16 protein-coding genes are annotated in these 24,561 nt (G+C 70.7%); 13 read left to right on the top strand and 3 right to left on the bottom strand.

The window, feature by feature from the left end; translation table 11 throughout:
- Positions 1-58 precede the first annotated feature (58 nt).
- The 10 genes from ABXJ52_RS03600 (at position 59) to ABXJ52_RS03555 (ending at position 14,337) form a co-directional block, all read left to right on the top strand.
- A complete protein-coding gene (locus ABXJ52_RS03600) occupies positions 59-2,278 on the top strand; it encodes an NADP-dependent isocitrate dehydrogenase (RefSeq protein WP_367039067.1) in 2,220 nt (739 codons plus the stop codon).
- A 98-nt stretch (positions 2,279-2,376) separates the two neighbouring features.
- A complete protein-coding gene (locus ABXJ52_RS03595; protein ID WP_367039066.1) occupies positions 2,377-2,901 on the top strand; it encodes a GNAT family N-acetyltransferase in 525 nt (174 codons plus the stop codon).
- Positions 2,902-3,065: 164 nt separating this feature from the next.
- Positions 3,066-4,244: an acyl-CoA dehydrogenase family protein gene (locus ABXJ52_RS03590; RefSeq protein WP_367039065.1), complete on the top strand. Its 1,179-nt coding sequence runs from the start codon at positions 3,066-3,068 to the stop codon at positions 4,242-4,244.
- Between the two features lie 208 nt (positions 4,245-4,452).
- Positions 4,453-5,826, top strand: coding sequence for an MFS transporter (locus ABXJ52_RS03585; protein ID WP_367039064.1), 1,374 nt, complete (start codon positions 4,453-4,455; stop codon positions 5,824-5,826).
- Positions 5,827-5,888: 62 nt separating this feature from the next.
- Positions 5,889-6,752 (top strand): shikimate dehydrogenase, encoded by an 864-nt coding sequence (locus ABXJ52_RS03580; protein ID WP_367039063.1) that lies wholly within the window; start codon positions 5,889-5,891, stop codon positions 6,750-6,752.
- A gap of 26 nt (positions 6,753-6,778) precedes the next feature.
- Positions 6,779-8,605: a TIM barrel protein gene (locus ABXJ52_RS03575; RefSeq protein WP_367039062.1), complete on the top strand. Its 1,827-nt coding sequence runs from the start codon at positions 6,779-6,781 to the stop codon at positions 8,603-8,605.
- A 37-nt stretch (positions 8,606-8,642) separates the two neighbouring features.
- Positions 8,643-9,320 (top strand): TetR/AcrR family transcriptional regulator, encoded by a 678-nt coding sequence (locus ABXJ52_RS03570; RefSeq protein ID WP_367039061.1) that lies wholly within the window; start codon positions 8,643-8,645, stop codon positions 9,318-9,320.
- A 32-nt stretch (positions 9,321-9,352) separates the two neighbouring features.
- Positions 9,353-10,273 (top strand): oxygenase MpaB family protein, encoded by a 921-nt coding sequence (locus ABXJ52_RS03565; RefSeq protein WP_367039060.1) that lies wholly within the window; start codon positions 9,353-9,355, stop codon positions 10,271-10,273.
- Positions 10,255-12,492 carry a tetratricopeptide repeat protein gene (locus tag ABXJ52_RS03560; RefSeq protein WP_367039059.1) on the top strand — a complete coding sequence of 746 codons (2,238 nt, stop codon included), beginning with the start codon at positions 10,255-10,257 and terminating at the stop codon, positions 12,490-12,492. The genes ABXJ52_RS03565 and ABXJ52_RS03560 overlap by 19 nt, the downstream gene beginning before the upstream one ends.
- Before the next feature lie 294 nt (positions 12,493-12,786).
- Positions 12,787-14,337: an NAD(P)/FAD-dependent oxidoreductase gene (locus ABXJ52_RS03555; RefSeq protein WP_367039058.1), complete on the top strand. Its 1,551-nt coding sequence runs from the start codon at positions 12,787-12,789 to the stop codon at positions 14,335-14,337.
- 39 nt (positions 14,338-14,376) lie between these two features.
- Here ABXJ52_RS03555 and ABXJ52_RS03550 read toward each other — a convergent pair whose 3' ends face one another.
- A complete protein-coding gene (locus ABXJ52_RS03550; protein WP_367039057.1) occupies positions 14,377-16,185 on the bottom strand; it encodes a serine hydrolase in 1,809 nt (602 codons plus the stop codon).
- A 175-nt stretch (positions 16,186-16,360) separates the two neighbouring features.
- On the opposite strand from ABXJ52_RS03550, the gene ABXJ52_RS03545 reads away from it, so the two are divergent.
- Positions 16,361-17,464, top strand: coding sequence for a nitronate monooxygenase family protein (locus ABXJ52_RS03545; protein WP_367039056.1), 1,104 nt, complete (start codon positions 16,361-16,363; stop codon positions 17,462-17,464).
- A gap of 33 nt (positions 17,465-17,497) precedes the next feature.
- Positions 17,498-19,054, top strand: a complete 1,557-nt coding sequence (locus ABXJ52_RS03540) for an acyl-CoA synthetase (protein WP_367048792.1) — start codon at positions 17,498-17,500, stop codon at positions 19,052-19,054.
- A gap of 51 nt (positions 19,055-19,105) precedes the next feature.
- Here ABXJ52_RS03540 and ABXJ52_RS03535 read toward each other — a convergent pair whose 3' ends face one another.
- Entirely contained in the window at positions 19,106-21,523 is a 2,418-nt protein-coding gene (locus tag ABXJ52_RS03535; protein ID WP_367039055.1) for a penicillin acylase family protein, read from the bottom strand.
- A 158-nt stretch (positions 21,524-21,681) separates the two neighbouring features.
- Between ABXJ52_RS03535 and ABXJ52_RS03530 the strand changes: the two genes are divergently transcribed.
- Positions 21,682-23,181 (top strand): acyl-CoA synthetase, encoded by a 1,500-nt coding sequence (locus tag ABXJ52_RS03530; RefSeq protein WP_367039054.1) that lies wholly within the window; start codon positions 21,682-21,684, stop codon positions 23,179-23,181.
- Positions 23,182-23,184: 3 nt separating this feature from the next.
- Here the strand turns inward: ABXJ52_RS03530 and paaK are convergent, their stop codons facing one another.
- Positions 23,185-24,471, bottom strand: coding sequence for a phenylacetate--CoA ligase PaaK (paaK, locus tag ABXJ52_RS03525; protein ID WP_367039053.1), 1,287 nt, complete (start codon positions 24,469-24,471; stop codon positions 23,185-23,187).
- Between the last annotated feature and the right edge of the window lie 90 nt (positions 24,472-24,561).

Here is a 24,561-nt window from a genome sequence, read left to right as displayed (position 1 = left end):
GACGGTCACGAGATATCTTGATGTCGAGCAATGTTGCAGACGTGGAGCGGAGCACCCGGTGACTGACTCGACCATCATCTACACCCAGACCGACGAGGCCCCGGCCCTCGCGACGTATTCGTTCTTGCCGGTGGTCAGGGCCTATGCCTCGACGGCAGGGGTCGCCGTGGAGAGCCGTGACATCTCCCTGGCGGGGCGCATCATCGCTCTCTTCCCCGAGTTCCTCGAGGAGAGCCAGCGCATCGACGACGCCCTCGCCGAGCTGGGCGAGCTGGCCAAGACGCCCGGCGCGAACATCATCAAGCTGCCGAACATCTCGGCGTCGACCCCGCAGCTGAAGGCGGCCGTCGCCGAGCTGCAGTCGCAGGGTTACGCGCTGCCGAACTACCCGGAGGACCCGAAGACCGACGCGGAGAAGGACATCCGCGCCCGGTACGACAAGGTCAAGGGCAGCGCCGTCAACCCGGTCCTGCGCGAGGGCAACTCCGACCGCCGTGCCCCCGCCTCGGTGAAGAACTACGCCAAGGCGCACCCGCACCGCATGGGCGCCTGGACGGCCGACTCGAAGACGAACGTCGCGACCATGGGCGTCGACGACTTCCGCTCCACCGAGAAGTCCACGACCATCGCCGACGCCGGCACGCTGCGCATCGAGTTCACGGGTGAGGACGGCAGCACCACCGTGCTGCGCGAGTCCGTACCGGTCCTCGCGGGCGAGGTCGTCGACACCTCCGTCATGCGTGTGGGTCCGCTGCGTGAGTTCCTCACCGCGCAGATCGCCAAGGCCAAGGCCGACGGCGTGCTGTTCTCCGTGCACCTCAAGGCCACGATGATGAAGGTCTCCGACCCGATCATCTTCGGCCACGTCGTGCGCGCCTTCTTCCCGAAGACGTTCGCCGCGTACGGTGAGGCGCTGGCCGGCGCGGGCCTGAGCCCGAACGACGGTCTCGGCGGCATCCTCAACGGCCTCGACGCGCTTCCCGAGGGCGAGCAGATCAAGGCGTCCTTCGAGGCCGAGCTCGCCGAGGGCCCGGAGCTCGCGATGGTCGACTCCACCAAGGGCATCACGAACCTGCACGTGCCGTCCGACGTCATCGTCGACGCCTCGATGCCCGCGATGATCCGCACCTCCGGCCACATGTGGGGCCCGGACGACGGCGAGCACGACACCCTCGCGGTGCTGCCCGACTCCAGCTACGCCGGCGTGTACCAGGTCGTCATCGACGACTGCCGCGCCAACGGCGCCTTCGACCCGTCCACGATGGGCTCGGTGCCCAACGTCGGCCTCATGGCGCAGAAGGCCGAGGAGTACGGCAGCCACGACAAGACCTTCGAGCTCGCCGCGCCCGGCACGGTGCGCGTCCTGAACGAGGCCGGCGACGTCGTACTGGAGCAGGCCGTCTCCACCGGTGACATCTTCCGGATGTGCCAGGCCAAGGACGCCCCGATCCGCGACTGGGTCAAGCTGGCCGTCAACCGCGCCCGCGCGACCGGCTCGCCGGCCGTGTTCTGGCTCGACGAGACCCGCGCGCACGACGCGCAGCTCATCGAGAAGGTCAAGGCGTACCTGCCCGAGCACGACACCGACGGTCTGCAGATCGAGATCATGTCGCCGGTGGACGCGACCGCGTTCTCCCTGGAGCGCATCCGCCGCGGCGAGGACACCATCTCGGTGACCGGCAACGTGCTCCGTGACTACCTCACGGACCTGTTCCCGATCCTGGAGCTCGGCACCAGCGCCAAGATGCTCTCCATCGTTCCGCTCATGAACGGCGGCGGCCTCTTCGAGACGGGCGCGGGCGGCTCCGCCCCCAAGCACGTCCAGCAGCTGGTCCGCGAGAACTACCTGCGCTGGGACAGCCTGGGTGAGTTCCTTGCCCTGGCCTCCAGCTTCGAGCACCTCGCGCAGACCACGAACAACGCGAGCGCGCAGGTCCTGGCGGACACCCTCGACCGCGCCACGGCGACCTTCCTGGAGAAGGACAAGTCGCCGACCCGTCGCGTCGGCGGCATCGACAACCGCGGCAGCCACTTCTACCTGGCCATGTACTGGGCCCAGGAGCTGGCCAAGCAGACCGCTGACGCGCAGCTCGCGGAGTCGTTCGCCCCGCTGGCCAAGACGCTGGTCGAGCAGGAGCAGACGATCGTCGACGAGCTGAACGGCGTCCAGGGCTCGCCCGCCGACATCGGCGGCTACTACCAGCCCGACGAGGCCAAGGCCGCATCGGTCATGCGCCCGTCGGCCACGCTGAACAAGGCGCTGGGCCTTCTCGGCTGACGCGCCTCCGCCTGAACCAGCTCCGCCCCGGCAGCGAACTCGCTGCCGGGGCGGAGCTGTTCGCGTGTCCCGGGGCCCGGTCCGGGAGGATCGCCATCATGTCGCGATCACCGAGCACGTTCCCCTGGCCCGCCACCCTCACCACGGACCGCCTCGTCCTGCGCCCGATCGAGGAGGGCGACGTCCCCGCCATGACGCGTCTCTGGACGGACGAGGACGTCCGCCGCCACCTCGGCGGGCCGGTCGACAAGGAGACACTTCGCGTGCGCGAGGAGCACTGCGTCGGTGTGCGCGGCGCCTTCGGCGTGACGCTGCGAACGGCCGGAGCGGTGATCGGCAGCGTACAGCTGAAACCTGACTCACGGCATGCCGGGCGGACCGAGGTGTCGTACCAACTGCTGCCCGAACACTGGGGGTTGGGATACGGCCGTGAGGCGGTGACCGCCGCGGTCGCCTGGGTGCGCGAGGTGACCGCCGAGGGCTCGGAGGTGGTCGCGGTCACGCAGGAAGCCAATGCTCGGTCGCGTCGCCTGCTCGAGTCGATCGGCATGGAGCAGGCGGAGACGTTCGTCGAATGGGGTGCGGCGCAGGTTCTGTACTCCGCGGGTGACCCGCGGGCCTAGCCGAACGCGGCGGACTTGCGGCGGCCGGGTAGGCGCCGAACCACCTGCCGCCCACGCGCGCGCAGCGCTTACGTCACCGCCATTCCCTATTTCTGCAACGCGTTCTACTGTGTGCGCCGTCAAGCCCAAGCCCGGAGGGCGAGCCAGCGAAAGCAGGAGGGGCCGTGCACCTCGAATACACGCCTGAGCAGCGGCAGTTGCGTACCGAGCTGCGTTCGTACTTCGCCGAGTTGGTGCCCGACAACGCGTACGCCCGATACGCCGACCCCGCCGCCCAGAAGCAGTTCTACCGGGAGACCATCCGCCGCCTCGGCTCCGACGGATGGCTGGGCGTCGGCTGGCCCAAGGAGTTCGGTGGCCGCGGGCTCTCCCCGATGGAGCAGTTCATCTTCTTCGACGAGGCCGCACAGGCCAACGTCCCGCTGCCCCTGATGGCCCTGAACACCGTCGGGCCGACCCTGATGCAGTTCGGCACGGAGGAGCAGAAGGCGTACTTCCTGCCGAAGATCCTCTCCGGTGAGCTCGACTTCGCGATCGGCTACAGCGAGCCGGACGCCGGCACGGACCTCGCGGCGCTCAAGACCAAGGCGGTACGCGAAGGCGACGAGTATGTCGTCAACGGGCAGAAGATCTGGACCACGAACGGCGACACCGCCGACTGGGTCTGGCTGGCCGTACGCACCGATCCGGACGCCCCGTCGCACAAGGGCATCACCATGCTCCTGGTGCCGACGAGCGACCCCGGCTACTCCTGCACCATCATCAACACCCTTGCCTCGCACGACACCACGGCGAGCTACTACGAGAACATCCGCGTCCCGGTGTCACGCCGCGTGGGCGAGGAGAACAAGGGCTGGCGGCTCATCACCAACCAGCTCAACCACGAACGCGTCACGCTCGCCGCGCACGGCACCATGGCGATCCGCGCCTTCCACAACGTCCAGCGCTGGGCCGCCGACACCAAGCTCGCCGACGGCCGCCGCGTCATCGACCTCGCGTGGGTCCGCCAGCGCCTGGCCAGGACGCACACCAAGCTGGACGCGATGAAGCTCCTCAACTGGCAGATGGTGAACGCCGTCCAGGAGGGCACCCTCACCCCCCAGGACGCCTCCGCCGTGAAGGTGTACGGCTCCGAGGCGCGCAGGGACGCGTACGCCTGGCTCATGGAAGTGGTCGGCTCTGCGGGTTCGCTCAAGGAGGGCTCCGCGGGCGCGGTCCTCCACGGAGAGCTGGAGCGCGGCTACCGCAGCGCCGTCATCTTCACCTTCGGCGGCGGCAACAACGAGATCCAGCGAGAGATCATCTCCTGGATCGGGCTGGGGATGCCGCGGGTGCGCCGCTGACCCTCGTTCGCCTGTTTGCCGGGGGTGGCCCGGGACCTCGTCGAGGTCTCGCGGCCACCCCCGCAGCTGTTACACCCAGAAGTATTGACACGGCCCGAGGGGCGGGCCAGCATCTCACCCAAGTTAATTAACTATCTAGTGCGTTAACTACGTCCCCTCGCAGCCTCCCCCCCCGGCGGGGCCGGGCTGCTCTCCCCGAGGAGTTCACGTGTCCGCTCACCCGCAGGCAGACCAGCCTCCGGCCACCCCGCCCCAGGGCCGGCCACGCAAGGCCGCCTTCGCCGCCTGGATCGGCAGCGCGCTCGAGTACTACGACTTCTTCATCTACGGCAGCGCCGCCGCCCTCGTCTTCCCCAAGGTCTTCTTCGACCCGGACGACCCGGCCACCGCCACCCTCATCTCCCTCGCGACCTTCGGTGTCGCCTACGCCGCCCGCCCCCTCGGCGCTCTCGTCCTCGGCCACTTCGGCGACCGGCTCGGCCGACGGAAGATCATGGTCTGGACGCTGATCCTGATGGGGCTCTCCACCTTCCTCATCGGCTGTCTGCCGACGTACGCCCAGGTCGGCACCGTCGCCCCGGTGCTCCTCGTCCTGATGCGGGTGTTCCAGGGACTGTCCGCGGCCGGCGAGCAGGCCAGCGCCAACGCGATGACGCTGGAGCACGCGCCGGAACACCGGCGCGGCTACTACACGAGCTTCACGCTCAACGGGACCCAGGCCGGTCAGCTCCTCGCGACCCTGGTGTTCCTGCCGGTCGCCGCCCTGCCGGACGAACAGCTCTACAGCTGGGGCTGGCGTGTTCCGTTCCTGCTGAGCGCCCTCGTCGCGGTCGCCGGATACGTCATCCGCCGCACCCTCGACGAGACCCCCGTCTTCCAACAGGTCTCCGCCGACCGGGAGGTGGCCAAGATGCCGCTCGCGGAGCTGCTCAGGGACCATTGGGCCGACGTACTGCGGGTGGTCGCCGCCGCGCTGATCGCGACCGTCAGCACCATCTTCTCCGTCTGGGCGCTGTCGTTCGCCACGAGTGACGCGGTCGGCCTCGACAAGACCGGCATGCTCTGGGTCGCCGGCAGCGCCAACGCGGTCGCCCTGCTCGCCATCCCGCTCTGGGCCAGGCTCTCCGACCGGATCGGCCGCAAGCCCGTCTTCCTCGTCGGGGCGATCGGCAGCGCAGTGATGATCTTCGTCTACCTGTGGGCGATCTCCACCGGCAGCTACCCCCTGGTCTTCGTGACCGGCGTGCTGCTCTTCGGCGTCGTCTACAGCGCGGCCAACGGCATCTGGCCCTCGTTCTACGGTGAGATGTTCCCCGCCAGGGTTCGGCTCTCCGGCATGGCCATCGGCACCCAGATCGGCTTCGCCATCGCCGGTTTCGCGGTGACCTTCGCGGCCCAGATCGACGGCCCCGACGGCGACGGCTGGGTCGGCGTCGCGACCTTCACCGCCGCCTTCTGCGCGATCTGTGCGATCGCCGTGGCCACGGGGCGCGAGACGCACACGGTGCCCACGGCCGATCTCGGTGTGCGCGACGGTGCGGCCAAGGCGCCGACGACGCGGCCCGAGGCCGCCGCTCTCTGAGACAACCACCCCCGCCGCGACCTCGTGAACCACCCCGCCAAGCCGACCCACAGGAACTCTCGATGACCTCGTACCTCACCGGCCTGATCGGCTCCGGCATCGGCCCCTCCCTGAGCCCCGCCCTGCACGAACGCGAGGCGGACCGGCACGGGGTGCGCCTCGTCTACCGCACCCTCGACATCGACGTCCTCGGCGTCGCGCCCGATGACGTCGGGGAGTTGGTGCACGCCGCCCGGCGTCTCGGCTTCGACGGCCTGAACATCACCCACCCCTGCAAACAGCTGGTCATCGAGCACCTGGACGAGCTCGCCCCCGACGCCGCCGAGCTCGGCGCCGTCAACACCGTTGTCTTCAGAAACGGTCGGGCGATCGGGCACAACACCGATGCCACCGGCTTCGCCCAGTCCTTCGCCCGCGGCCTCGCCGACGCGCCGACCGGTGACGTCGTCCAGCTCGGCGCGGGTGGCGCAGGCGCCGCGGTGGCGCACGCCCTGCTGAACCTCGGCGTCGACCGGGTCACCCTCATCGACACCGACCCGGCCCGCTCCGGCGCCCTCGCCACCGCGCTGACCGCACGCTTCGGCCCCGGCCGTGCGGCGTCCGCGCCCACCACGGTGACGGCCGAGCGCCTCGCCGCCGCGGACGGTCTCGTGCACGCCACGCCGACCGGCATGCTCGCGCACCCGGGCCTGCCGTTGCCGGTCACGCTGCTCAGGCCCGGACTGTGGGTGGCCGAAGTCGTCTACCGGCCGCTGGAGACCGACCTGTTGCGCGCGGCGCGCGCCATCGGGTGCCGCACCCTCGACGGTGGAGGCATGGCCGTCTTCCAGGCGGCCGACGCCTTCCGGCTCTTCACCGGGCTCGAACCGCACACCGGACCGATGCTCGCCGACCTCGGGGATCTGGCCGCCTCCCCGGCGGCCTGACGTCCCGGCACGACAGGAGGACACCCATGCGTAAATCGATCGCCACCGTCTCGCTCAGCGGCCCGCTCTCCGAGAAGCTCACCGCCATCGCCACCGCCGGATTCGACGGCGTGGAGATCTTCGAGAACGACCTGCTCGGCGCCCCGCTCAGCCCCGAGGACGTACGGCTGCGCTGTGCCGACCTCGGCCTGGGCATCGACCTCTACCAGCCGTTCCGCGACTTCGAGGCCGTCCCCGCCGACGTCCTCGCCCGCAACCTTCGGCGCGCGGAACGCAAGTTCGCCGTGATGGAGCGCCTCGGCGCGGACCTGCTGCTCGTCTGCTCCAGCGTCGCCCCCGAGTCGGTCGACGACGACGCGCTCGCCGCCGAGCAGCTGCGGCTGCTCGCCGACCGGGCGGCGGCCCACGGCATCCGTATCGCCTACGAGGCGTTGGCCTGGGGCCGGCACGTCAGCACGTACGACCATGCCTGGCGGATCGTCGAACAGGCGGACCATCCGGCACTCGGCACCTGCCTGGACAGCTTCCACATCCTCTCCCGTGGGTCCGACCCCAAGGGCATCGCGGACATCCCCGGCGAGAAGATCTTCTTCCTCCAGCTCGCGGACGCCCCCCTGATGGCGATGGACGTCCTCCAGTGGAGCAGGCACTACCGCTGCTTCCCCGGCCAGGGCGGCTTCGACCTCGCCCCTCTGGTGGCCGCCACCGTGCGGGCCGGATATCAAGGGCCGCTGTCCCTCGAAGTGTTCAACGACGTCTTCCGGCAGGCGGGCGCCGCCTCGACCGCCGTCGACGCGCTCCGCTCCCTGCTCCTCCTGGAGGAATCGGCCGGTCTGTCCGCGCTGCCCGTCGCCGCCGCGCCCTCCGGGTTCGCCTTCGCCGAGCTGACCGCGGCGGACACCGAACCGCTGCGGGGAGTCCTCGAGTCCCTCGGCTTCGCCCACACCGCACGGCACACCTGGAAGCCGGTCGAGCTGTGGGAGCAGGGGGACGCCCGGATTCTGCTGAACACCGGTGTGGGCGTCGGCGGCAGTGCCGGCGACCGTCGTCAAGGCCCCGCGCTGACCGCTGTCGGCGTGGAGACCCCCGACCCGGACCGGTCCGCACGGCGTGCCGAGGCGCTGCTCGCCCCCGTGGTGCCCAGGCGCAGGGGGCCGCGGGACGCGCCCCTGGACGCGGTGGCCGCGCCCGACGGCACGGAGTTCTTCTTCTGCCGCACGGAGCAGACCGACCACCCGAGTTGGACCGGTGACTTCACCGGCGTCGGGCCGCGGGCGCTGCTGGGGGAGGGGGCAGGCGAACCGGCCAACGCAGTCCGCCGCATCGACCACATCGCCCTCACCCAGCCCTGGCACCAGTTCGACGAGGCATCGCTGTTCCACCGGGGCGTGCTGGGCCTGGAAGCCGATGACAGCCACGATCTTGCCGACCCATACGGCCTCGTGCGCAGCCGGGCCGTCGCGTCCCACGACGGCGGCGTGCGCATGGTCCTCAACATCGCGCCGGCGCCGGACGCCGAGGGCAGCCGCCTTCAGCACATCGCGCTCGCGACGGACGACATCGTCGGCGCGGCCCGGCGCGTACGAGAGCACGGCACGGGCCTGCTTCCGATCCCCGCCAACTACTACGACGACCTCGACGCCCGCCACGAGCTGGATGCCCAGCACCTGGCCACCCTCGCGGAGCTCGGCATCCTCTACGACCGCGACGAGAGGGGGGAGTTCCTCCACTGCTACACGGCCACGGTCGGGCGGGTCTTCTTCGAGTTGGTGCAACGCACAGGCGGCTACCGGGGATACGGAGCCCAGAACGCGGCGGTCCGGCTCGCGGCTCAGCATCTTCACCAGCATTAGACTGACCGGCGCCGATGTATCCGCCCTGAGGAGCCGCATGGCCGCCGCTGTCCCCCCGCCGTCCCCGCCCGTCAAGCGAACCCGGGACGCGGCCCGTACGCGGGGGGAGATCCTCGACGTGGCCACCGAGGAGTTCGCCCGCATGGGATACGCGGGAGCCAGGGTGGACGAGATCGCCGCCCGCATGCGGACCACGAAGCGGATGATCTACTACTACTTCGGCAGCAAGGACCAGCTGTTCACCGCGGTCCTGGAGCGGGCGTACAAGGTCATCCGGCACGAGGAGCAGCAGCTCGACGTCGGGCATCTGGACCCGGTGTCCGCGATCAGGCGGCTCGCCGAGCTCACCTTCGACCACCACGAGGCGCACCCGGACTTCATCCGTCTCGTCAGCATCGAGAACATCCACGAGGCGAAGCACATCGGCGCCTCACCGAGTCTCGCCTCCCTCAGCTCTCCGGCGATCGACGTCATCGCCTCCATTCTCGAAACCGGGCGCGAGGAGGGCGTGTTCACCGCCGAGGTGGACGCGGTCGACCTGCACGCGATGATCAGCTCGTTCTGCTTCTTCCGCGTCTCCAACCGGCACACCTTCCGCACCCTCTTCGGCCGCGACCTCACCGAGGCCTCGCGCCGTGCGCATTACCGGACGATGCTGGGGGACATGGTCATCTCCTATCTGACCTCGGATCTCCCTCGCACGGGCCGGAGTTGACCCGGCGTAGCCTGCGTCCAGGAGGTGGTTGTATGGCCGACCCGGGGCTCTTCGGTCCCTCGTCCGTGACCTGGCAGATGCACGGCGACCCGATGATGTGGGTCGCCGGGATCCGCGCCCTGTATCTACAGGCCCTGCACCCCCGCGCGGTCCGCGGCGTCATGCAGAACAGCGACTTCCGCAAGGACGCCTGGGGCCGCCTCATGCGGACCGCCAACTTCGTGGGCACCATCTCGTACGGCACCACCGAGGTCGCCGAGCACGCGGGGGCGCGCGTGCGGAAGATCCACACGATGATAAAAGCCACCGATCCCGAGACGGGGGAGCGGTACGGCGTCGACGAGCCCGAGCTGCTGCTGTGGGTGCACTGCGCCGAGATCGACTCCTATCTGCACGTCGCGCGCCGGTCGGGGTTCCGGCTCACCGGCGAACTCGCCGACCGGTATGTCGCCGAACAGCGGGAGAGCGCCCGGCTCGTCGGCCTCGACCCCGAAGGCGTCCCTGCGTCGACCGCCGAACTCGCCGCGTACTTCGAGCGGGTGCGGCCCGACCTCGCCGCCGGGCCCGAGGCGCGCGACGTCGACGACTTCCTCCAACGCCCGCCGACCCACCCGCTGTTGATCCCGGCGCGCACCCTGCTGTGGCGGCGCGTGGCGAATCTGGCGTACGCCTCGCTGCCGCCTTACGCCCACGAGTTGTACGGCAGGACGGCCCCGCCGCCCGCCACCGTGACCCGGCGGCTCGTCACCACCGGCACCATCCTGCGCACCGTTCCCGCACGTCTACGCTGGCAACTTCCCCCGAAGCACATTCTGCGCGCCATGGCCAGGCTCGGGCCCGGCGCCCGGCCTGCCCCGTACAAACTCGGCAGGCGGGCAGCCATACTGGACGGGCCGGGGAGGGCGAAGCGAGGCAACGGGGGCGACGGCGGGAGATGGCGGACACCAGGCTGATCCAGGGCCGGTACCGGCTACTGGACCTGATCGGACGCGGCGGCATGGGCGAGGTGTGGCGTGCCCGCGACGAGTCGCTCGGGCGCAGGGTCGCGGTGAAATGCCTCAAGCCGATGGGGCCCCAGCACGACCAGTCCTTCACCCGAGTGCTGCGTGAGCGGTTCCGCCGCGAGGCTCGCGTCGCCGCCGCGCTGCAGCACCGCGGCGTGACCGTCGTCCATGACTTCGGGGAGCACGACGGCGTCCTGTATCTGGTCATGGAGCTGCTCGAAGGACGCAACCTCAGCCAGCTCCTGGAGGAGAACAAACAGCATCCGCTGCCCGTCGCGGACGTCGTGGAGATCGCCGACCAGGTCTCCGCCGCGCTCGCGTACACCCACGAACAGGGCATCGTGCACCGGGACCTGAAGCCCGCGAACATCATGCGGCTCACGGACGGCACGGTGAAGATCTGCGACTTCGGGATCGCCAGACTCGGCCACGACATCGGCTTCACCTCACGGCTTACCGGCACGGGCATCGCGATGGGCACCCCGCACTACATGTCGCCCGAGCAGATCAGCGGCGCCCAGGTCGACCAGCGCAGCGACCTCTACTCGTTCGGATGCGTGCTGTACGAGATCGCCACCGGCGCGCCGCCGTTCGACCTGGAGGACGCCTGGGCGGTGCTCGTCGGCCACCGTGACACGGCTCCCGAGCCGCCGCGCACGCACCGCGACGAGCTGCCCGAGTACTTCGAGAAGATCGTCCTCGACCTGCTCGCCAAGGAACCGGACGAGCGGCCGAGCGACGCTCGCGAGCTGGGGCGCCGTATAGTCACCGGCCGCACGGTGCCCACGTACGTCCCGACCGTCGTCACCCCGCCCGTCCGGCGCCCCGAGCAGCCGCCGTCGCGTGAGCCGCGGCTGCCCTCGTGGACCCGCGGCATGACGACCGGGCACAAGGCGAACGGCGCCTCCGTGCTGCGGACGACGCCGCCCGACGCGGCGGCGGGCCTGACCGGCGAGTGGATCCCGCGCACCGACGCGCGCCGGGCCGCGACCCCGCGCAGGCCCGAACGGCCCACGCCGTCACCCGAGGTGGTCGCCACCCTCGTCAGCCGGCACAACGCGGGCCTGAGCCTGGGCCGCCTCGGCCGCTGGGCGGAGGCGGGCGAGGTCCACCGCGCGGTGGCCGCCGAGCGGGAGCACGCGCTCGGCCCCGACCATCCGGACACGCTCGCCAGCCGGTACGAGGTGGGCTTCACGCTCAGCCGCACCGGGCGCGCGGCCGACGCCCTGCGGGAGTACGGGCGCGTCGCCCAGGGGCGGGAGCGCACCCTGGGCCCCGAGCACCCGGACACGCTGGCCGCGCGGCAGGAAATGGCGTACGTCATGGGTCAGTTGGGGCGGCACTTCGAGGCCCACCAGATGTACACCTCCGTGCTCGCCGTCCGGGAGCGGACCGCGGGCGCCGACCATCCCGACACCCTGCGCTGCCGGCACAACCTCGCGTACAACCTCAGCAGGCTCGGCCGCCTGGAGGATTCCTACCAGTTGGCACGCGAAGTGGCGCTTGCGCGGGCGCGTGTCCTCGGCGCCACGCACCCCGACACTCTCGTGACCCGCTACGAAGTCGCTTACGCGCTGGGTCAGTTGGGACGCTGGCCCGAGGCGCTCCAGACGTACCGCGAGGTCGCCGACGCGCGGGTGCGGGCGCTCGGCGCCGACCACCCCGACACCCTCGCCGCCCGCTACGAGGTGGGCATCAGCCTCGGCAGGCTGGGCCGCAGCGGCGAGGCCCTGCAGTTCTACCGCGACCTGATCGACGACCGCACCCGCGTGAACGGCCCCGCCGACCCCGAGACCCTGCGCGCCAGGCACGGCCTCGGCGTCAACCTCGGCCGCCAGGGTCGCTGGGAGGAAGCCCTTGCCGAGGCCCGTGACGTCTGCGCGATACGCGAGCGCGTCCTCGGCGGTGACCACCCGGACACCCTGGTCAGCCGCCGCGAGGTGGCCGTGGGGCTCGGCTGGCTCGGCCGCTGGGCCGACGCCCTCACCGAGTACCGCCGCGTCGCCGCCGCCCGCGAACAGGTGCTCGGCGCCGACCACCCCGACGCCCTGGCCAGCCGCAACGACGAGGCGCACTGCCTGGAACAGCTGGGCCGCGGCACGGAGGCGGTCGAGCTGTACCGCCGGGTGGCGGCGCTGCGCCAGCGGCGGGCGACGGGAGGGCATTGACCCGCGGGGCGCCTTTCGCTGCGCGGCTTCGGTGGATGTTCGACTGCCGCTGCGTCGTGGCTGGTCGCGCAGTTCCTCGCGCCCCTTTGGGGCGCGGTCCTGACCGGCGGGACTTGCGTGCGGGGCCTGTGGGGTGGGTGGTCGGCTGCCGGTGCATCGTGGCTGGTCGCGCCGTTCCCCGCGCCCCTTTGGGGCGCGGTCCTGGCCCGGGTGGGTGGTCGGATGGCGGTGCGTCGTGGTTGGGCGCGCCGTTCCTCGCGGCCCTTTGGGGCGCTCCGCGTGTTACCAAGGGCTATGCCTCCTCGCGATCGATACGACGCCGTCATCGTCGGCGGTGGTCACAACGGACTCGTGGCCGCCGCCTATCTCGCCCGCGCCGGACGCTCCGTCCTGGTCCTGGAGCGGCTCTCCGGGACCGGCGGTGCCGCCGTGTCCAGTCGGCCCTTCGCCGGCGTCGACGCCCGGCTCTCGCGCTACTCGTACCTCGTCAGCCTGCTGCCGCGGAAGATCGTCCGGGACCTCGACCTGGACTTCCGGGTACGCACCCGCACCGTCTCCTCCTACACCCCGACCGAGCGCGACGGGCGTCCGACCGGACTGCTCGTCGGCGGGGGCGACGCGCGCACCAGGCAAGCCTTCGAGCGGCTGACCGGCGGCCCGCGCGAGTACGAGGCCTGGCGGGAGTTCTACGCCATGACGGGGCACGTCGCCGAGCAGGTGTTCCCCACGCTCACCGAACCCCTGCCGACGCGCGAGGCCCTGCGCGAACGGATCGGCGACGAGACCGCCTGGCGCGCGCTGTTCGAGGAGCCCATCGGCGCCGCCATCGAGGAGCGCTTCGCGGACGACCTGGTGCGCGGCGTGGTGCTCACCGACGCCCTCATCGGAACGTTCGCCGACGCCCACGACCCGTCCCTGCGGCAGAACCGCTGCTTCCTCTACCACGTCATCGGCGGCGGCACCGGCGACTGGAACGTGCCCGTCGGCGGCATGGGCGCCCTCACCGGCGCCCTCGCGGCATCGGCCCGCGCCGCGGGCGCCGAGCTCGCCACCGGCCACGAGGTCACCCGCATCGAGTCCGACGGACAGAGCGCCGAGGTCACCTACCGCACCCCCGAGCGCGAGGCCACCGTCGCCGCCCGGCACGTCCTGGTCAACGCCTCACCGCAGGAGCTAGCCGCGCTCGTCGGCGACGCCCCGCCCGCCCCGGCCGAAGGCGCCCAGCTCAAGGTCAACATGCTGCTCGAACGGCTCCCGAGGCTGCGCGACACATCCGTCGACCCGCACGAGGCGTTCGCCGGGACCTTCCACATCGGGGAGGGCTACGGGGAGTTGGGAGCCGCGTACGCCCAGGCCGCGGCCGGTGAGCTGCCCGCCGCGCCGCCCTCCGAGATCTACTGTCACTCCCTGACCGATCCCAGCATCCTCGCCCCCGAACTCGTGGAGCGCGGCTGTCAGACCCTCACCCTCTTCGGGCTCCACACCCCCGCCCGTCTCTTCGCCCAGGACAACGACGCCGTACGCGCCGAACTCCTGAAGTCGACCCTGGCGCAGCTGGACGCGCACCTGGCCGAGCCGCTCGCCGACTGCCTCGCCACCGACGCCGAAGGCCGCCCCTGCATCGAGGCCAAGACGCCGCTGGACCTGGAACGCGACCTGCGCCTGCCCGGCGGCAACATCTTCCACCGCGACCTCGCCTTCCCCTACGCCCAGGACGGCACCGGCCGCTGGGGCGTGGAGACGCGCCACGCGAACGTCCTGCTGTGCGGCGCGGGCGCCGTGCGCGGCGGCGGGGTCAGCGGCATCCCCGGGCACAACGCGGCCATGGCCGCGCTGGGGGAGTAGGGCGGCTGCCCCGGCGGCCTCTGCCCCGGCGGCCCGTCCTCAGTCGGCCGACGGGGCCCACCCCACCGCCTCGATGCGGGCCGCGTCGGCGGGCCGTGCCTCGTCGAAGGCGGTACGCCCGCCGTCCTCGACCCGCAGCCCGTCGGCGTACGCCCCGCGCCCCACGTAGAGCTGATCCGTCGTGTACCGCCACCGCAGCCGCACCTGCTCGCCCCGCAGGCCCGAGAGGTCCGCGGTGAGGCGGTGCCAGACGCGCCCCGACCAGCCGGACGCGGTGCCGTCGGGGTGCCTGCGGGGATCCGATCCCCTGTGCTGCGTCGTGAACGGCACCGGCTGCCACGTCGTGCCGTCGTCCCGCGAGGATTCCAGGCGCAGCTGGTCCGAGCCCGGCTCGGTGTCCCACCACAGTTCGCAGCGCAGCCTCGCCCGGTCCGTGGTGAGGGAGAGCGGCGGCAGGGTCAGGGTAGCCGCGGTGGCGTTCGTCATGCCGGAGAACCAGGCGGTGCGTCCGCGCGCGGGACGCACCGGCACGGCGCGTGCCATGCGGTTCGCCGCCGCCACCCGCGGGGCCGACCCGGAGCGCCAACTGCGCACCGGGTGCACCGAGTTGCCGAGTACGACCAGGAACGAGTCGGTCGTCGGGTCCAGGACGAGGGACGTGCCGGTGAACCCCGTGTGGCCCGCGGTGCGCGGTGTCGCCATGGCGCCCATGTACCAGTGCTGGTAGAGCTCGAAGCCCAGGCCGTGCTCGTCACCGGGGAAGGCGGTGTTGAAGTCCGTGAACAGCAGCTTCACGGACTCGGCGGTGAGGATGCGGGAGCGGCCGTAGATTCCGCCGTTGAGGAGCGTGCGGCCGAGGACCGCGAGGTCCCAGGCGCACGAGAAGACCCCCGCGTGGCCCGCGACCCCGCCGAAGCCGAAGGCGTTCTCGTCGTGCACCTCGCCCCACACCATGCCGCGGTCGAGGCCCGACCAGGGCAGGCGGGCGTCCTCGGTCGCGGCGATCTTCGGCTGCCAGGACGCGGGCGGGTTGAAGCGTGTGCGGTGCATCCCGAGTGGAGCAGTGATCTCGTCGCGGAGCAGTGTGTCCAACTGACGACCCGTGATCTCTTCGAGCACGAGTTGCAGCGAGATCAGGTTCAGGTCCGAGTAGAGGTACTTGGTGCCGGGCGGGTTGAGCGGTGCCTCGTTCCAGATGAGGCGCAGCTGACCCTCGCGCGTGGGTTCCTTGAAGAGGGGAATCCAGGCACGGAACCCGGAGGTGTGCGTGAGGAGCTGTCGGATGGTGACGTCCTGCTTGCCGCCACCCCCGAAATCGGGGAGATACGAGGCGACCGTGGCCTCCAGCTCCAGCTTGCCCCGCTCGATCTGCTGCACCGCGAGCAGCGAGGTGAACAGCTTCGATACGGAGGCGAGGTCGAAGACCGTGTCCTTGGCCATCGGGATCTGCCGGTCGGCAGGCAGCTCGACGCCGGTGTCGGTCTTCTCGTCGTACGCCGCGTAGCGCACCGCCTTGCCGATGGGCTGGTGCAGGGCGACCGTGCCGCCGCGGCCCGCGAGCAGGACGGCGCCCGCGTACCAGGGGTGCTTGGGGGAGGGGTCGAGGAACTGCTCCGCGTCGGCGACCAGCTGGCGCAGGTGCCCGGCGAGCAGCCCCGCCCGCTCGGGACTGCCGGGCCGCAGTGTCGGATGCTTGGTTCCGGTCGCGGCGCCCGCCGCCGCGGCCGGGCCCGCGGGGAAGGGCACCAGCGCGAGCGCGCCACCCAAGGCGACTGCCCGCGCCCCCAGTTGCCGGCGGCTCAGCCCGCCACCCGCTCTGTCCGACGCCGCCCCGCTGTCCTCGGCCATGACCGTGCCCCCTCCTGAAACGCTCCTGGGCTGAAATTATCTTTCGGGATCACAAGAGACTGCTGAAACTTTCATGTCAGTGCCCCGCCCTGTCAACCACGGGCGCGCGGCAAAGATCTGACACCGCATCAGAAAATCTCTTCCGTCGTCCGGACGGCTGCGGCATCCTGCGCCCATGCAGACAGACCTGAGCAGGAAACTGGGGATCGAGCACGCCATCTTCGGCTTCACACCCTTCCCGGCGGTGGCGGCCGCCATCAGCAGGGCGGGCGGATTCGGTGTGCTCGGGGCGGTCCGCTACACCGCCCCCGACGAGCTGGCCCGGGATCTCGACTGGATGCAGGAGCATGTCGGCGACCGGCCCTACGGACTCGATGTGGTGATGCCGGCGAAGAAGGTCGAGGGGGTGAGCGAGGCCGACGTCGAGGCGATGATCCCCGAAGGCCACCGCCAGTTCGTCAAGGACACCCTCGGCAAGCACGGCGTACCCGAACTCGCCGAAGGTGAGGCATCCGGCTGGCGCATCACCGGCTGGATGGAACAGGTCGCCCGCAATCAGCTCGACGTGGCCTTCGACTACCCGATCAAACTGCTCGCCAACGCGCTCGGCTCACCGCCGGCGGACGTCATCCAGCGCGCCCACGAGAACGACGTACTCGTCGCCGCGCTTGCCGGCAGCGCCCGGCACGCGCGCAAACACGCGGAGGCGGGCATCGACATCGTCGTCGCGCAGGGCTACGAGGCGGGTGGCCACACCGGCGAGATCGCCTCCATGGTCCTGACGCCCGAGGCCGTCGAGGCCGTCGCGCCGTTGCCGGTCCTCGCGGCAGGCGGCATCGGCAGCGGGGAACAGATCGCGGCCGCGTTCGCGCTCGGCGCGCAGGGCGTGTGGCTCGGCTCCCTCTGGCTCACCACGACGGAGGCCGACATGCACTCACGGGCGCTCACCGAGAAGCTCCTGGCTGCGGGCTCCGGTGACACGGTCCGCTCACGCGCCCTGACCGGGAAACCCGCACGCCAGTTGCGCACGGAATGGACCGACGCCTGGGACGACCCGGCCGGGCCCGGCACGCTGCCCATGCCGCTGCAAGGGCTCCTGGTCGCCGAGGCGGTGTCGCGCATCCAGAAGTACGAGGTCCAGGCGCTGCTCGGCACACCCGTCGGGCAGATCGTCGGCCGTATGAACAGCGAACGCGGCGTCCAGGCGGTCTTCGACGACCTGACCAGCGGCTTCGAGCGCGCCATCGACCGGGTGAACCGCATCGCCGGACGCGACTGACGAGACGACTCAGGAGAGGTCCTTATGAGCAGCATGCCGGGCAGCACGCCCCCCAACGGCTTCTGGGCACAGGCCGAAGCCGACCCGGACCGCACGGTCCTGACCGCGCCCGACGGCGAGCAGTGGACCGCGCGGCGCCTGCACGCGGCGACCAACCAACTCGTCCACGGGCTGCGCGCCGCAGGCCTGGAGCGCGGCGACGCCTTCGCCGTCGTGCTGCCCAACGGCGTCGAGTTCCTCACCGCCTATCTCGCGGCATCGCAGGCCGGCTTCTACCTGGTCCCGGTCAACCACCACCTGATCGGACCCGAGATCGCCTGGATCGTCGCCGACTCCGGCGCGAAGGTACTGATCGCGCACGAGCGGTTCGCGCAGGCGGCCACCGACGCCGCCGACGAGGCGAAGCTCCCGGCCACGCACCGGTACTCCGTGAGCGATGTCCCCGGCTTCCGCCCGTACGCCGAACTCCTCACCGGGCAGCAGGAGTCGGCCCCGGCCGACCGCACCCTCGGCTGGGTCATGAACTACACCTCGGGCACGACGGGACGCCCGCGCGGCATCCGGCGCCCCCTCTCCGGCAAGCTCCCCGAGGAGTCGTACCTCGGCGGTTTCCTCGGCATCTTCGGTGTCAAGCCCTTCGACGGCAACGTGCACCTCGTCTGCTCGCCGCTCTACCACACGGCGGTACTCCAGTTCGCGGGCGCCGCCCTGCACATCGGCCACCCGCTGGTCCTGATGGACAAGTGGACGCCCGAGGAGATGCTGCGCCTCATCGACACCTACAAGTGCACGCACACCCACATGGTGCCGACCCAGTTCCACCGCCTGCTCGCGCTGCCGGACGAGACGAAGGCGGCGTACGACGTGTCGTCGATGCGCCACGCCATCCATGGCGCCGCGCCCTGCCCGGACCACGTCAAGCGGGCGATGATCGAGTGGTGGGGCGAGTGCGTCGAGGAGTACTACGCGGCCAGCGAGGGCGGCGGCGCCTTCGCCACCGCACAGGACTGGCTGAAGCGGCCGGGCACCGTCGGCAAGGCCTGGCCCATCAGTGAACTGGCGGTCTTCGACGACGACGGCAACCAGCTGCCGCCCGGCGAACTCGGCACCGTCTACATGAAGATGAGCACGGGCGGCTTCTCGTACCACAAGGACGAGTCCAAGACGAAGAAGAACCGCATCGGCGACTTCTTCACGGTCGGCGACCTCGGCCTCCTGGACGAGGACGGGTATCTCTACCTCCGCGACCGCAAGATCGACATGATCATCTCGGGTGGAGTCAACATCTACCCCGCCGAGATCGAGTCCGCCCTGCTCACCCACCCCGCCGTCGCGGACGCGGCGGCGTTCGGCATCCCGCACGACGAGTGGGGCGAGCAGGTCAAGGCGGTCGTCGAGGTGGCGGAGGGGCACACGGCGGGCGACGCCCTGGCCACGGAGATCCTCGACCACTGCGAACGCCAACTGGCGGGCTACAAACGCCCGAAGAGCGTCGACTTCATCGAGGCCATGCCCCGCGACCCGAACGGCAAGCTCTACAAGCGACGGCTGCGAGAGCCGTACTGGGAGGGACGGGAGCGCGCGCTGTAACCAAGCAGGGCCACCCCGCGTCGAGCCCGACGCGGGGTGGCCCTGTGCCACTCAGCGCTGGCGGACCTTCACCACCTTCAGCTTCGGGTCGCCCAGGATGTCCTTCTCGCAGAAGCGTGACGTCACCCAGCGCTCGTCGGAGTACAGCCGCGTCTGATCGCTGTAGTGCGGCGAGTTGGGGTTCGATGACTGCGAGTAGGTGAGGAGCGTACGCGCCTTCGGGCAGCGGCCCTTGTCCCAGCCGACCGCCTGGACGTGGCTCGAACCATGCGCGACCTCGGTGTAACCGCCGCCCTTAGCGTCCCACTCGGGCTCGACCTTGTTCCACACTCCGATCGACTCCGTGCCGCCATGGATCGGCAGCCGCTCCGAGCCGCGTACGACGAACTGGTTCTCGCCGAGCGGCGCGTCGAGCGCGACGTCCGCGCTCTTCAGCTCGGCCACCGTGTCGGCGAGCGCGGTCGCGAAGCCCGGCGCCGCTGTGTTGAGGGTGTTCGGGGTGCGCACCGGGTCGGTGGCCGAGAACGGCACCTTCCACAGCTCGGCGTCAGGCACGGCGGCGACCAGCTTGCGCCAGAACCGGTCGAAGAGCAGGGCGCCCTTGCTGTCCGTGTCCATGCTGTGGTCCCAGGCCTTGAGGGCGGTACAGGCCTTGCGTACGTCAACCGCCTTTCCGTCGCTGCCTGTCGCGGTGCCGCCCGGCAGCGCGACACAAGCACGCGCCGCGTCGTCGGCGGCCAGGTCGCCCGCCGGGGCGCGGTTGGCGAACTGCTGCTTCTGGAGATCCTTGACCGTCAGGTCACCCTCCTTCGCCATCGCCGCGACATCCTCGATGGCGCCGCGCGTCCGCATGGTGCGCTGCGTGCCGATCGTCCCGAAGATCCGCTCGTACCCCGTGATCGGCCGGTCGGCGTTGGTCAGCCAGGCGCTGTCGTTGGAGTTCTCCGCGTACGGGGCGTTCTTGAGCGTGGGCATCTTCGACGGGCCGAAGATGCCGGGCTGGACGGCGTCCTCGTCCGAGCCGATGGCGCAGTCACCACGCGAACCGTCGAGCACGGCCACGCCCGACTCCGGGTACGTCGTCTTGCCCAGGTCCGTGGAGCACCGCCGCGCGAGGTCGTCGGTGATGCGGGGCAGCACCTGCGACTGGCTGAGCAGCGAGTTGCCCTCGCGGTCGGCGGCCACGGTGTTGACCCAGGGGAGCCCCTGCGTGTCGCGCAGGGCCTTCAACACCCCCTCGGTGGAGCGGGCCTTGCCGAAGCCCAGGTCGGTGTCGCTGCCGCGCATGTTCGTGGCGTTGGGGTCGTTCAGGGCGTACGCCGTCTTCGCCGACCAGGGCAGCGGAAGCTGGTCGCCGAGGCTGGTAGTGACCGGGCCGTACCGGGTCCACCACTGGGTGCGGGTCACCGGGGGGCCGCCCTTGACCGGCACCTCGACCGTCCGCTTCGTCATCTTCTCGCGCTTGCCGTCCACCAGATAGGTGGTCGGATCGCCCGGAGCCAGGGTGAGTTGATGCAGATTGAGGGTCACGCCGGTCGCCACCGTGTGGCTCCACGCCACATCGCGGTTGAAGCCGATGTTGACGACGCTCGTGCCGAGCAGCGAACCGCCCGAGACGTTCAGCTCGCCGGGGATGGTCTGCTGGGACTGCCAGAAGCGCCGGCCGCCCTGCCAGGGGTAGTGCGGATTGCCGAGCAGCAGGCCCTTGCCGTTCGCGGTGGCCTTCCCGCTGAACGCGACGGCGTTGGACCCCATGACGGCCTCGTCGGCGGAGAAGAGCGCGCGGGCCTTCTTCGCGGTGCGCTCGGGTTCGGGCGCGCGGTCCGTGTCTTTCGCGCGCGGCGGCTGCGCGGCGGTGATGCCGTCTGTGCCGCGTCCCTGACCGCCGAGGACCTGGACGGCGAAGCCCTGCCGGGCCACGTCCAGCGAGGTGATCGGGCGCAGCCACTTGGCGCCCTTGCACGCGGGGTCCGTCACGCGGTTCTGCTTCAGCCACGCGTTGTAGCCCGCCGCGAAACCACGCATCAGTTTCTTCGACGTGGCGCTCGGCCCGGCGGGGGCGGACTGCTTGAGGAGCTTCTCCACCGTCCGCGTGTCACGGACGCCGCCGAAGTAGAGGTCACTGGAGAGGTTGGTGGTCGCCGAGGACAGCGAGCCGTCGGGCTTGCCCTTGGGGCCGAAGTGACGTGACCGCTCGCCGCGTACGGTCACATATCCCTCGGCGAGGGTGCACACCTGGTCGGCGGCCTGCGCCCAGCCGGTGCCGAAGCCGAGGTTCTCGTAGTCCTTGGCGAGGATGTGCGGAATCCCGTACTGGGTGTAGCGGACGGTCGCGGACAGACCGCCGTCCGACGGACGGCCGTCACGCGCGTCCGCTGCGCCGGCGGTGGCGGCGGACGAGGGCAGAAGTGCCGAGGCGGTCAACAGGCTGATGCCGAGGGCCGTCAGCCGCCTGGAGCGGGAACGCATACTGCCTCCCAACTGATGCAACTGGTGCAATTGATCTCAGAGCAAGGGTGGTTGAGCGTACCAACTGGTATGTCAGTTGATCGAGTACCGGACCGGCCAGGTTTCGCGCCCCGTCCGGAGCCTTGACCGCCGCGACGCGCGCGGCACAGGATCACGCCATGACGGGTGTACGCAGCAACACGGTCGACGGGGTCCTTCGACGGAGTGCGCGGCGCGTGCCGGGGCGAGTGGCTCTGCGCTACGGGGAGCGGGTCTGGACGTACGCGGAGCTGGACACGGCCGTGTCGCGTGCCGCTCAGGTGCTGCGTGCGGCGGGCCTTGGCCACGGTGACCGCGTCGGTGCCTACGCCCACAACTCCGACGCCTACCTCACCGGGTTCTTGGCCTGCTCCCGGGCGGGCCTGGTCCATGTGCCGGTCAACCAGAACCTCGTCGGTGACGACCTGGCGTACATCGTGGGCCAGTCGGGCTGCTCCCTGGTCCTCGCCGACCCGGATCTCGCCCCGCGCCTGCCCGGCGACGTCCGCGTGCTCGCCCTGCGTGACGCGGACGACTCACTGCTCGCGCGGCTCACGGCCGCACCGGCGTACGAGGGGGAAGAGCCCGGCGCGGAGGACCTCGCCCAGCTGCTCTACACCTCCGGCACCACCGCCCTCCCCAAGGGCGCGATGATGACGCACCGCGCCCTCGTGCACGAGTACGTCAGTGCCATCACCGCCCTCGACCTCAAGGAGACGGACAAACCCGTCCACTCGCTGCCGCTCTACCACTCGGCGCAGATGCACGTCTTCCTTCTGCCGTACCTCGCGGTGGGTGCCGAGAACACCATCATCGACGCGCCCGACGCCGAGCGGATCTTCGAGCTCGTCGAGGCCGGCTGCGCCGACAGCCTCTTCGCGCCGCCCACCGTGTGGATCGGCCTCTCGAACCACCCCGGCTTCGCCACCCGCGACCTCGGCGCCCTGCGCAAGGCGTACTACGGGGCGTCGATCATGCCCGTCCCCGTCCTGGAGCGGCTGCGTGCACGGTTGCCGTCGCTCGGCTTCTACAACTGCTTCGGGCAGAGCGAGATCGGCCCGCTCGCCACGGTTCTGGGGCCCGACGAGCACGAGGGGCGGATGGACTCCTGCGGGCGGCCCGTCCTCTTCGTCGAGGCGCGGGTCGTGGACGAGCGCGGGGTGGAGGTGCCCGACGGCACCCGGGGCGAAGTCGTCTACCGCTCACCGCAGTTGTGCGAGGGCTACTGGGACAAGCCCGAGGAGAGCAAAGAGGCGTTCCGTGACGGGTGGTTCCACTCCGGGGACCTCGCCGTGCGGGACGCCGACGGCTACTTCACCGTCGTCGACCGCGTGAAGGACGTCATCAACTCCGGCGGTGTCCTTGTCGCCTCGCGCCAGGTCGAGGACGCGCTCTACACCCACGAGCGGGTCGCGGAGACGGCGGTGATCGGACTGCCGGACGAGCGCTGGATCGAGGCGGTCACCGCCGTCGTCGTACGCAACGGAGAGGTCACCGAGGCCGAACTCATCGACCACGCGCGCGAGAAGCTCGCCCACTTCAAGGCACCCAAGAGGGTCCTCTTCGTGGACGAGCTGCCGCGCAACGCGAGCGGGAAGATCCTCAAGCGGGAGCTGCGGGACCGCTTCAGCGCGTCGTAGGACCTACAGGCTGCGCAGGTCCACGATCCGCTTGAACTTGCCCACCGACCGCTCGATCGTCTCCGGATCGACGATCTCGACCGCCACCGAGACGCCGATGCCGTCCTTCACCGCGGCCGCGATCTCCCGGGCCGCCGCCTCGCGCCGCTCGGGAGTGGTGTCCGCACGGGACTCGGCCCGGACCGTCAGCGCGTCCATGCGGCCCTCGCGGGTCAGCCGCAGCTGGAAGTACGGGGCGACGCCCGGCGTCCGCAGGACGATCTCCTCCACCTGCGTGGGGAAGAGGTTCACGCCGCGCAGGATCACCATGTCGTCCGACCGGCCCGTGATCTTCTCCATCCGGCGGAAGGCACGCGCGGTGCCCGGCAGGAGGCGGGTCAGGTCACGGGTGCGGTAACGGATGACGGGCATGGCCTCCTTGGTGAGGGAGGTGAAGACGAGCTCGCCGCGCTCGCCGTCCGCAAGCACCTCACCGGTGATCGGATCGACCACCTCCGGATAGAAGTGGTCCTCCCAGATGTGCAGGCCGTCCTTGGTCTCCACGCACTCCTGGGCGACGCCGGGGCCGATGACCTCCGAGAGCCCGTATATGTCGACCGCGTCGATCGCGAACCGCTCCTCGATCTCGCGGCGCATCTCCTCCGTCCACGGCTCGGCGCCGAAGATGCCGACCTTGAGTGACGTCGTACGCGGGTCGACGCCCTGACGCTCGAACTCCTCGAGAAGGGTGAGCATGTAGGACGGCGTGACCATGATGATCTCGGGGCGGAAATCCTGGATCAGCCGAACCTGGCGCGCCGTCATGCCGCCGGACGCGGGAATCACCGTGCAGCCGAGCCGCTCGGCTCCGTAGTGCGCGCCCAGGCCGCCGGTGAACAGGCCGTACCCGTAAGCCACATGGACCTTGTCCCCGGGACGGCCGCCCGCCGCGCGGATCGAGCGGGCGACGACGTCCGCCCACATCGACAGGTCCTGCTCGGTGTAGCCGACGACCGTCGGCAGGCCCGTCGTGCCACTGGACGCGTGCAGGCGCCGGACCTCGGACTGCTCGACCGCGAACATCCCGAAGGGATAGTTGTCCCGCAGATCGGTCTTGGTGGTGAACGGGAAGCGGGCCAGGTCGGAGAGCGCGCGGCAGTCGTCGGGGCGCAGGCCCGCCTTGTCGAACGCCGCCCGGTAGAAGGGGACGTTCTCGTAGGCGTGCAGCAAGGTGTCCTGGAGGCGTTCCAGCTGCAGCGCCTCGAGCTCCTCGCGCCCGAGGCGCTCCGTCGCGTCCAGCATGGCCGTCATATGGCGTTTCTCCGTCCCAAACGGGCGACCGATCATTCGGTCGTCGATCTTCCGTCAAGGTCAGTAATCCAGCCCCGGAGGCGGCCGTCA

Origin of the sequence: Streptomyces sp. Je 1-332 (assembly GCF_040730185.1) — a bacterium.
Taxonomy (GTDB): Bacteria; Actinomycetota; Actinomycetes; order Streptomycetales; family Streptomycetaceae; genus Streptomyces.
This window is presented reverse-complemented; position numbering and strand designations above follow the sequence as displayed.